Origin of the sequence: Pseudomonas sichuanensis (genome assembly GCF_003231305.1) — a bacterium.
GTDB classification, from domain to species: Bacteria; Pseudomonadota; Gammaproteobacteria; order Pseudomonadales; family Pseudomonadaceae; genus Aquipseudomonas; species Aquipseudomonas sichuanensis.
The window spans coordinates 1-9,521 of the sequence record NZ_QKVM01000094.1; the positions used below are offsets into that span (position 1 = coordinate 1).

Consider the following 9,521-nt stretch of genomic DNA (forward strand, 5'->3'; position numbering starts at 1 on the left):
TCTGCGCGATGAATCAGTCGTTCGCGCCGACCACCCTGCCCGCCTTCACCGGCGTATTGCGCGTCGCCAGGCAGTAATACAGCGGCACGGTCACGATCAAGCCGAACAGCCACGACAAGTCTGCCCCTTCGACGATGTTCGAGTACGGCCCGACATACAGCGACGTGTTGGCAAACGGCAGCTGCACCAGGATGCCGCAGGCGTAGGCGATGATCGCGTGGTGGTTGAAGCGGCCATAAATGCCACCGTCGGCGCTGAAGATCGAGGCGATGTCGTACTCGCCCTTCTTGATCAGGTAGAAGTCCACCAGGTTGATCGACGCCCACGGCACCAGCACCAGCAGCAGTGCCAGGATCAGGCCGATGAACTCACCGATGAAGTCGGCCGAAGCGTTCAGCGCGACCATGCCGCAAGCCACCAGGATCACCGTCGCCAGCACCACGCGCACCTTGATGCTCGGCGTCCACTGGGCGGCGAACGTCTGGATCGCGGTGACGATCGACAGCACCGCACCATAAAGGTTGAGGGCGTTGTGGCTGATGATGTTGAGCAGGAACAGCACCATCAGGATCGGCCCCAGCCAACCGGTGGCCTGTTTGACCGCCGCCATGGCGTCAGTACCTTCCGGTACGCACAGCACCGCCACCGCACCGAAGCTGAAGCACAGGATGGTGCCCAGGGTGGCGCCGAAGTAGGTGGCCCAGAACGGCTTGGCAATGCCGATCTCACGCGGCAGGTAACGCGAGTAGTCGGAGGTGTACGGCGAGAAGCTGATCTGCCAGATGGTGCCCAGCGACACCGTGGCGATGAAGCCCGACAGGTTGAACGCGCCACGGCTGAAGAAGTCGGCCGGCAGGTCCTGGGCGAACATCATGATGAAACCGGCCAGCAACGCCGAGCCCATCACCCAGGTACCGATGCGGTTGAGGATGTGGATGAAGCGGTAGCCGATCACGCCGATGGCGGTGGCGCTCAGGGCGCCGATGACAATGGCGCTGGGCATCGGCACGCTGGGGGCGATGCCGTGGATCGATTTGCCCGCCAGGACGATGTTGGAAATGAAGAAGCCGACGTAGATCAGCGCGGTGAAGAACACGATCAGCAGCGCGCCATAGCGGCCGAACTGGCCACGGCTCTGCACCATCTGCGGAATGCCCAGCTGCGGTCCCTGCGCAGAGGCCAGGGCAAGTACCACACCGCCCAGCAGATGGCCCAGCGCGATGGCGATCAGGCCCCACAACAGGTTCAGGTGGAACACCTGCACCACCATGGCCCCGGTGACGATGGGCAGTGGCGCGATGTTGGTGCTGAACCACAGGGTGAACAGGTCGCGCGCCTTCCCATGGCGCTCGGCAGGTGGAACGTAATCGACCGTGTGATTTTCGACAAACTGGTGTTGCGACGACGGTTGGGACATAGGTTTTCAGCTCGAAAGGTCGTTTTTTATCTTTGTATGGAAACCGCTCAAGGCGGCCTCTCAGCTGCAGACCATATTATGGTATTCCAAACTTTTGACAACACTGCACCGCGCTTTTTCAGCGCATCTGATCTGCCCAGTGCCCCGCCGTGGCGCAGCCATTTCACTGTCAAACCCAATGAATACGGGGCCTTAACCGTTCATCGCGTTATCCGCGCACCAGAAAATTCCGCTTGCAAAATAGGTATTACGGTATACCATCAGACACATCAACGATAAAAACCGCGGACCACCGCAGCCCTTCCGAGGTACACAAGATGATCGACGCAACTGTCTACAAGAACGTCCTGGGCTCCTTCCCGTCCGGCGTTACCGTCATCACCACCCTGGACGACGACGGCTCGATCGTCGGCCTCACCGCCAGCGCCTTCTCCTCGCTGTCGATGGACCCGCCACTGGTGCTGTTCTGCCCCAACTACAGCTCCGACTCCTACCCTGTATTGATGAAGAACAAACGCTTCGCCATTCACCTGTTGTCCGGTGAGCAGCAAGCCGAAGCCTATGCATTCGCGAAAAAGGGCAAGGACAAGGCCAGCGGCATCGAATGGACCCTGAGCGATCTCGGCAACCCGATCCTGGCCGGCGCCACCGCCGTCATCGAATGCGAACTGTGGCGCGAATACGAAGGTGGCGACCACGCCATCATGGTCGGCAAGGTGCACAACCTGATCGTCCCGCAAGAGGCACCACGGCCGATGATCTACTGCCGCGGCAAGATGGCCAGCCTGCCAGCCTTCGCCTGATACAACCCATCTGAAAACCTGCCCCGGCAGGCAACAACAAGACAACAAGCTCCGAGGAAAGCCCCATGAAATTTTCGTTGTTCGTGCACATGGAACGTTGGGATGAACAGGTCAGCCACCGCCAGCTGTTCGAAGACCTGACCGAACTGACCTTGATGGCCGAAGACGGCGGTTTCAGCACCGTATGGATCGGCGAACACCACGCCATGGAGTACACCATCTCGCCGAGCCCGATGCCGCTGCTGGCCTACCTCGCCGCACGCACCGAGAAAATCCGCCTGGGCGCCGGCACCATCATCGCGCCGTTCTGGAACCCGATCCGCGTGGCCGGCGAATGCGCCCTGCTCGATGTGATCAGCAACGGTCGCATGGAAGTGGGCCTGGCCCGCGGTGCCTACCAGTTCGAATTCGACCGTATGGCCAACGGCATGCCGGCCACCGACGGTGGCAAGGCCCTGCGCGAAATGGTGCCGGTGGTGCGCAAGCTGTGGGAAGGCGACTACGCCCATGACGGCGAAGTCTACAAGTTCCCCACCTCCACCAGCGTGCCCAAGCCGTTCAACGCCACGCCGCCGATGTGGATCGCCGCCCGCGACCCCGACTCGCACAACTTCGCCGTGGCCAATGGCTGCAACGTCATGGTCACCCCATTGATGAAGGGCGACGAAGAAGTGCTGGACCTGAAGAACAAGTTCCAAGCCGCCCTGGACAACAACCCGGATGTGCCGCGCCCGCAACTGATGGTGCTGCGCCACACCCACGTGCACAGCCCGTCGGAGCCTGAAGGCTGGAAAGTCGGCGCCCAGGCCATCTCGCGCTTCTACCGCACCTTCGACGCCTGGTTCGGTAACAAGACCACCCCGGTCAATGGCTTCCTGGAGCCCAGCCCTGAATCGAAGTTCGCCGAAGTGCCAGCGTTCGAGTTGGACAACATCCGCAAGAACACCATGATCGGCACCCCCGAAGAGATCATTGCGCGCATCAAGTACTACCAGGAACTCGGCGTCGACGAGTTCAGCTTCTGGTGCGACAACAGCCTGCCCCATGCCGAAAAGAAAAAGTCGCTGGAGCTGTTCATCAAGGAAGTGGTGCCGGCCTTCGCCTGAATTCCCTTTGCCTGATTGATTGCGGGATCAGCCCGCTCTCAGCGCCTTCGCGGCCGCTGAGAGTGGGCATTTTTTTAGCCCCATCGCGGGGCAAGCCCGCTCCCACGCAGCGCTGTGTCTACGTGGGAGCGGGCTTGCCCCGCGATGGAGCCAGTACAGAAAGCCCGTATTTCAAGGCATCGGCCGACCTTTCGTCCCCCGGCGAAACAAATTTTCAGGCACCTCTTGCACATCAAATATTATGGTATACCATCAGACAACAAGAGCTGATAACCCTCACCAGGAGCCCCCCATGAGTTTCGAAATCCGCAAAATCGTCACCTACTCCGAAGAAACCCGCATCGAAGGCGGCAAGGCCACCGACAAGCCGGTGACCATGGTCGGCCTGGCCGTGGTGATCAAGAACCCATGGGCCGGCCGCGGTTTCGTTGAAGACCTCAAGCCGGAAATCCGCGCCAACTGCTCCGAACTGGGTGCACTGATGGTCGAGCGCCTGACCGCCGCCATCGGCGGTGCCGACAAGATCGAGGCCTACGGCAAAGCCGCCGTGGTCGGCGCCGACGGCGAGATCGAGCACGCCTCGGCGGTGATCCACACCCTGCGCTTCGGCAACCACTACCGCGAAGCCGTGCAGGCCAAGAGCTACCTGAGCTTCACCAACAAGCGCGGCGGCCCGGGCACCTCGATCCAGATCCCGATGATGCAGAAGGACGACGAAGGCCTGCGCTCGCACTACATCACCCTGGAAATGCAGATCGAGGACGCCCCGCGCGCCGACGAGATCGTCGTGGTGCTGGGCGCCGCCGACGGTGGCCGCCTGCACCCACGCATCGGTAACCGCTACATCGACCTGGAAGAACTGGCTGCCGAAAAAGCCAACGCTCAATAACAACAACCAAGACGGGCCTGGGCGTGGCGAGCATACCCGCCGCGCCCGACCTTCAAGGAGCGCCCTCCATGATTCAGCCTGTCGCTGAACGTACACCGGCCGGGACCAGTTACTTGTCCGTCGGCCAGGGCCAGCCCGTGGTACTGATCCACGGCGTGGGCCTGAACAAGGAAATGTGGGGCGGGCAGATCGTCGGCCTGGCCAACGATTACCGCGTCATCACCTACGACATGCTCGGCCATGGCCAGAGCCGCGTGCCCGCCACCGACACGCCGCTCGAAGGCTACGCCGAACAGCTCGCCGAATTGCTCGACCACCTGCAGATCGCCCAGGCCACCGTGATCGGCTTTTCCATGGGTGGCCTGGTGGCCCGCGCCTTCGCGCTCGATTACCCGCAGCGCCTGGCCGCGCTGGTGGTGCTCAACAGCGTGTTCAACCGCACCCCCGAGCAGAGCGCCGGGGTGATCGCCCGTGCCGCGCAAGCCCTCGAACAGGGCCCCGACGCCAACGTCGACGCAGCGCTCGAGCGCTGGTTCAGCCGCGAATACAAGGCGGCCAACCCAGCCCAGGTCGCCGCCATCCGCCAGGTACTGGCCAGCAACGACCCGCAGGGCTACCACACCACCTATTCACTGTTCGCCACCCAGGACATGTACCGCGAAGGCGACCTGGGCAGCATCCAGGTGCCGACGCTGATCGCCACCGGCGAACTCGACAGCGGCTCCACCCCGGCCATGACCCGCCAGCTCGCCGCGCGTATTCCCGGTGCGCAGAGCGTGGTCCTCGCCGAGCAACGGCATATGATGCCGGTGGAAGCGCCGCGCGAAGTCAACAAGATGCTGCTGGACTTCCTCAAGCAAGCCCGCACCCTCACCGAATCCGCCAAGGGGATTGTTGCATGACCCTCGTTCGTTTCCAGATGTGCATCGACGGCCAGTGGCTCGATGCCCAGAGCGGCAAGACCTTCGACAGCCTCGACCCGGCCACCGCCCAGGCCTGGGCGCAACTGCCAGACGCCGCCGAAGCCGACGTCGAGCTGGCCGTGCAGGCCGCCCAGCGCGCCTTCGAAGGCAAAGCCTGGCGCGGCCTCACCGCCACCGCCCGGGGCAAACTGCTGCGCCGCCTGGGCGACTTGATCGCCGAGAACAAGGAACACCTGGCCCAGCTCGAGAGCCGCGACAACGGCAAGCTGATCCGCGAAACCCGCGGCCAGGTCGGCTACCTGCCGGAATTCTTCCACTACACCGCGGGCCTGGCCGACAAGCTCGAAGGCGGCACCCTGCCGCTGGACAAGCCGGACCTGTTCGCCTACACCGTGCACGAGCCGATTGGCGTGGTGGCCGGGATCATCCCCTGGAACAGCCCGCTGTACCTGACCGCGATCAAACTGGCCCCGGCCCTGGCCGCCGGCAACACCATCGTGCTCAAGCCCTCCGAGCACGCCTCGGCGACCATCCTCGAGCTGGCCCGCCTGGCCCTCGAAGCCGGCTTCCCGGGCGGGGTGGTCAACGTGGTGACCGGCTACGGCCCAAGCACCGGCGCCGCCCTCACCCGCCATCCGCTGGTGCGCAAGATCGCCTTCACCGGCGGTGCCGCCACCGCCCGCCATGTGGTGCGCAGCAGCGCCGAGAACTTCGCCAAGCTGTCGCTGGAGCTGGGCGGCAAGTCGCCGAACATCATCTTCGCCGACGCTGACCTGGACAGTGCCATCAACGGCGCCGTGGCCGGCATTTATGCCGCCTCCGGGCAAAGCTGCGTGGCAGGTTCGCGCCTGCTGGTGCAGGACGAAATCTTCGACGAGTTCGTCGAACGCCTGATCGCCCGCGCCAAAAGCATCCGCATCGGCAACCCGCAGGACGAACGCAGCGAGATGGGCCCCATCGCCACCGCCCAGCAACTGGCCGTGATCGAAGGCCTGGTGGCCGCGGCCAAGGCCGAAGGCGCCACGCTGCGCATGGGCGGCAAGCGTGCCGAGGTCGACGGTGACGGCTGGTTTTACGAGCCGACCCTGTTCGAGTGCGACAGCAACTCGATGACCATCATGCAGGAAGAAGTGTTCGGCCCGGTCGCTGCGGTAATCCGCTTCAAGACCGAGGAGCAGGCCCTGGCGATGGCCAACGACTCGCAGTTCGGCCTGGCCGCCGGCATCTGGACCCGCGACCTGGGCCGCGCCCACCGCCTGGCCCGCGACGTGCGTTCCGGGATCATCTGGGTCAACACCTACCGCGCGGTATCGGCCATGGCCCCCATCGGCGGTTTCAAGAACAGCGGCTATGGCCGTGAGAGCGGCATCGATTCGGTGCTGGCCTATACCGAGCTGAAGACGGTGTGGATCAACCTCTCCACCGCGCCCATGCCCGACCCGTTCGTGATGCGCTAGGAGGAACACGAGATGATCGAACCCGGCATCTACAAAGACGTGATGGGCTCGTTCCCGTCCGGTGTCACCGTGGTCACCACCCTGGACGCCGACGGCGCCATCGTCGGCATCACCGCCAGCGCGTTCAGCGCGCTGTCGATCGAGCCGGCACTGGTGCTGTTCTGCCCCAACTACGCCTCGGACACCTACCCGATCCTGCGCGACAGCAAGCAGTTCGCCATCCACCTGCTGTCCGCCGACCAGACCGCCGAGGCCTATGCCTTCGCCGGCAAGGGCAAGGACAAGGCCCGGGGCATCGACTGGCAGCTGAGCGAACTGGGCAACCCGTTGCTGACCAAGGCCACGGCGATCATCGAGTGCGAACTGTGGCGCGAGTATGACGGCGGCGACCACGCGATCATCGTCGGCGCAGTGAAGAACCTGGTGCTGCCTGCCGACCCGGTTACCCCGATGGTCTACCACAAGGGCAAGCTCGGCGCGTTGCCGCCGCTGGGTTGATACTCCATCGCGGGGCAAGCCCGCCCCCACGAACTCACCTGCGTGGGAGCGGGCTTGCCCCGCGATGCTGCTCCACAGTTTCCGGGGGCCGCGCATACCCCCTCACCTTCGGTTGCGGCCCCCTTTTTGATCAACGTTCAAGGACCTCGGCAGATGAGCAACGAAAAGTACGAGAAAGGCCTCAAGATCCGCACCCAGGTACTCGGCGAGGACTACGTCAACCGCTCGATCCAGAACGCCGACGAGTTCACCAAGCCGCTCCAGGAGCTGGTTACCGAGTACTGCTGGGGCCATGTCTGGGGCCGCGATGGCTTGTCGCTCAAAGAGCGCAGCATGATAAACTTGGCCATGATTTCCGCGCTCAACCGGCCCCACGAGCTCAAGCTGCACATCCGCGGCGCCTTGCGCAATGGCCTGAGCCGTGAACAGATTCGCGAGATCCTGCTCCAAGTCGGCATTTATTGCGGCGTACCTGCGGCGGTGGACAGTTTCCGCCTGGCCCGCGAGGCCTTCGCCGAAGCCGATGCAGAGTCAACCCGTTAACAACGGGCTGTTTCGAACCACTGCAAGGAGCGCCACGGTTCGTGGCCCTTCGCGATGTTGGCGCAACAGCCTCATAAAAGAGCGCCCCTGATGAAACGCCAGCCACTCGACGACAGCTTCAAGGTCAACCGCAACCCCGTTACCCTGCGTGAAATCGTGCTGGACAAACTGCGCAGCGCGATCATGAACTTCCACCTGCTGCCGGGCGATCGCCTGGTCGAGCGCGACCTCTGCGATCGCCTCGGCGTCAGCCGCACCTCGGTCCGCGAAGCCCTGCGTCACCTCGAATCCGAAGGCCTGGTCGAGTTCGCCGACGCCAAGGGCCCGCGCGTGGCCATCATCACTCTGGAAGACGCCCGCGACATCTACGAGCTGCGTTGCGTGCTCGAAGGCCTGATCGTCCAGTTGTTCACCCTCAACGCCAAGACCAAGGACATCCGCGCCTTGGAGCGCGCCCTGGAAGTCAACCGCGAAGCGCTGGAAGACGGCGAGCTGCAGCAGGTGCTCGACTCGGTGCAAGGCTTCTACGACGTGCTGCTCGAAGGCTCGGGCAACCAGGTGGCCGCCCAGCAGCTGCGCCAGTTGCAGGCGCGCATCAGCTACCTGCGTGCCACGTCGGTGTCGCAAGAGAACCGCCGCAGCGCCAGCAACCGTGAAATGGAGAAGATCGTCGAGGCGATCAAGAGCGGCGACCCGCAAGTCGCCCACCAGGCCTCGGTCGACCATGTACGCGCCGCCGCGAAAGTGGCACTGGACTATCTGCGCCAGAAACAGGACGACAACGCCAAGGTCCGCGAAATCGTCGCTCCCCTGCCCCTCAAGGACCCTCGCATAGGCCGCTGACCATGCCCACCGCCCCGCGCTACTGCCCGCACTGCACCACGGAACTGGCCCGGGGCGTCCCCAACGGCGATACCCACGAACGCTTGCACTGCACCGGGTGCGGCTATATCCACTACATCAATCCGAAGATCATTGCCGGCTGCATCATCGAGCGTGACGGCAAGTACCTGTTGTGCCAGCGGGCCATCCCGCCGCGGCCAGGGACCTGGACGCTGCCGGCGGGGTTCATGGAGGCCGGCGAGACCACCGAGCAGGCGGCGTTGCGCGAGGTATGGGAAGAGAGTGGCGTGCGCGGCGAGATCGTCTCGCCCTACTCGATTTTCAGCGTGCCGCAGATCAGCGAGGTGTACATCATCTTCCGGGCCATTGCGACCGAGGAGACCGGGGAGTATGGGGCTGAGACTCTGGCCTACAAGTTCTTCGCGCCTGACGAGATTCCGTGGGACGAGATCTACTACCCGGCGATTCGGCAGATTCTGGAGCGGTACATTCTTGAGCGGCAGGCGGGGGTGTATGGGATTTATATGGGGAATGATGATACCGGGAAGGTGCATTTCATTCGTTGAGTGGGGGTTCGGGCTCGGGTTTCAGGGTGTTGGTTTTTGTAGATGTATGCGCATTCAGCGGCGATGTCGACTTTTAGTCACCTTTCCGCCCTTACGGCGGGTTACTTTGGTCTTGGCCAAAGTAACCAAAGCCGCCCGCTCCCATCATACGGCCCCTGCGCTACGCTCCGGGGTCCCCTCGCTCCGGTGCCTTACGGGCCCGCGCGGCCTACGACTTGCTGCGCAAGTCTACATCTCGCGCCTTCGGCTACGCCGAAGGGTGCTGCGCACCAGGGCCCTCCAGTCACCTCCACTCGGCCTCCTGAAGTCGCAATTTGTGTTGCCTGGACTACCGCGCTTAGAAGCAAAAGCAAAAACAGATCAAGAGCAGATCAAGAGCAGATCAAGAGCAGATCAAGAGCAGATCAAGAGCAGATCAAGAGCAGTGATACGGCTATCTAGGTTTGGCTGTTGTTTATGTGTTTTTTATTCGGGCG

At 63.2% G+C, this 9,521-nt stretch carries 10 protein-coding genes; 9 read left to right on the top strand and 1 reads right to left on the bottom strand.

The features are described from left to right. Positions 1-13: 13 nt before the first annotated feature. Positions 14-1,417: a purine-cytosine permease family protein gene (locus DM373_RS27795; protein WP_110996539.1), complete on the bottom strand. Its 1,404-nt coding sequence runs from the start codon at positions 1,415-1,417 to the stop codon at positions 14-16. A gap of 317 nt (positions 1,418-1,734) precedes the next feature. On the opposite strand from DM373_RS27795, the gene DM373_RS27800 reads away from it, so the two are divergent. The 9 genes from DM373_RS27800 to DM373_RS27840 all read left to right on the top strand — a co-directional run bounded on the left by DM373_RS27800 (position 1,735) and on the right by DM373_RS27840 (position 9,045). Beyond that, positions 1,735-2,220, top strand: coding sequence for a flavin reductase family protein (locus DM373_RS27800; protein ID WP_110996540.1), 486 nt, complete (start codon positions 1,735-1,737; stop codon positions 2,218-2,220). A 65-nt stretch (positions 2,221-2,285) separates the two neighbouring features. Further along, entirely contained in the window at positions 2,286-3,326 is a 1,041-nt protein-coding gene (locus DM373_RS27805) for an LLM class flavin-dependent oxidoreductase (RefSeq protein WP_110996541.1), read from the top strand. 292 nt (positions 3,327-3,618) lie between these two features. Then, positions 3,619-4,215 carry an amino acid synthesis family protein gene (locus tag DM373_RS27810; RefSeq protein WP_003256068.1) on the top strand — a complete coding sequence of 199 codons (597 nt, stop codon included), beginning with the start codon at positions 3,619-3,621 and terminating at the stop codon, positions 4,213-4,215. Positions 4,216-4,283: 68 nt separating this feature from the next. Beyond that, entirely contained in the window at positions 4,284-5,117 is an 834-nt protein-coding gene (locus tag DM373_RS27815) for an alpha/beta fold hydrolase (protein ID WP_110996542.1), read from the top strand. Next, on the top strand, positions 5,114-6,595 hold the full coding sequence (locus tag DM373_RS27820) for an aldehyde dehydrogenase (RefSeq protein ID WP_110996543.1): 1,482 nt from the start codon (positions 5,114-5,116) through the stop codon (positions 6,593-6,595). Before DM373_RS27815 ends, DM373_RS27820 begins: the two co-directional genes overlap by 4 nt. Before the next feature lie 12 nt (positions 6,596-6,607). After that, a complete protein-coding gene (locus tag DM373_RS27825) occupies positions 6,608-7,093 on the top strand; it encodes a flavin reductase family protein (protein ID WP_110996544.1) in 486 nt (161 codons plus the stop codon). A gap of 153 nt (positions 7,094-7,246) precedes the next feature. Then, on the top strand, positions 7,247-7,636 hold the full coding sequence (locus DM373_RS27830) for a carboxymuconolactone decarboxylase family protein (protein WP_110996545.1): 390 nt from the start codon (positions 7,247-7,249) through the stop codon (positions 7,634-7,636). A gap of 90 nt (positions 7,637-7,726) precedes the next feature. Beyond that, positions 7,727-8,479: a GntR family transcriptional regulator gene (locus DM373_RS27835; RefSeq protein WP_110996546.1), complete on the top strand. Its 753-nt coding sequence runs from the start codon at positions 7,727-7,729 to the stop codon at positions 8,477-8,479. Between the two features lie 2 nt (positions 8,480-8,481). Beyond that, positions 8,482-9,045 carry an NUDIX hydrolase gene (locus DM373_RS27840; protein WP_110996547.1) on the top strand — a complete coding sequence of 188 codons (564 nt, stop codon included), beginning with the start codon at positions 8,482-8,484 and terminating at the stop codon, positions 9,043-9,045. Positions 9,046-9,521 lie beyond the last annotated feature (476 nt).

Bases quoted from the DNA above. Each gene is read 5' to 3' on its own strand.
- DM373_RS27795 (WP_110996539.1), bottom strand. From the start codon at position 1,417: ATGTCCCAACCGTCGTCGCAACACCAGTTTGTCGAAAATCACACGGTC.
- DM373_RS27800 (WP_110996540.1), top strand. From the start codon at position 1,735: ATGATCGACGCAACTGTCTACAAGAACGTCCTGGGCTCCTTCCCGTCC.
- DM373_RS27805 (WP_110996541.1), top strand. From the start codon at position 2,286: ATGAAATTTTCGTTGTTCGTGCACATGGAACGTTGGGATGAACAGGTC.
- DM373_RS27810 (WP_003256068.1), top strand. From the start codon at position 3,619: ATGAGTTTCGAAATCCGCAAAATCGTCACCTACTCCGAAGAAACCCGC.
- DM373_RS27815 (WP_110996542.1), top strand. From the start codon at position 4,284: ATGATTCAGCCTGTCGCTGAACGTACACCGGCCGGGACCAGTTACTTG.
- DM373_RS27820 (WP_110996543.1), top strand. From the start codon at position 5,114: ATGACCCTCGTTCGTTTCCAGATGTGCATCGACGGCCAGTGGCTCGAT.
- DM373_RS27825 (WP_110996544.1), top strand. From the start codon at position 6,608: ATGATCGAACCCGGCATCTACAAAGACGTGATGGGCTCGTTCCCGTCC.
- DM373_RS27830 (WP_110996545.1), top strand. From the start codon at position 7,247: ATGAGCAACGAAAAGTACGAGAAAGGCCTCAAGATCCGCACCCAGGTA.
- DM373_RS27835 (WP_110996546.1), top strand. From the start codon at position 7,727: ATGAAACGCCAGCCACTCGACGACAGCTTCAAGGTCAACCGCAACCCC.
- DM373_RS27840 (WP_110996547.1), top strand. From the start codon at position 8,482: ATGCCCACCGCCCCGCGCTACTGCCCGCACTGCACCACGGAACTGGCC.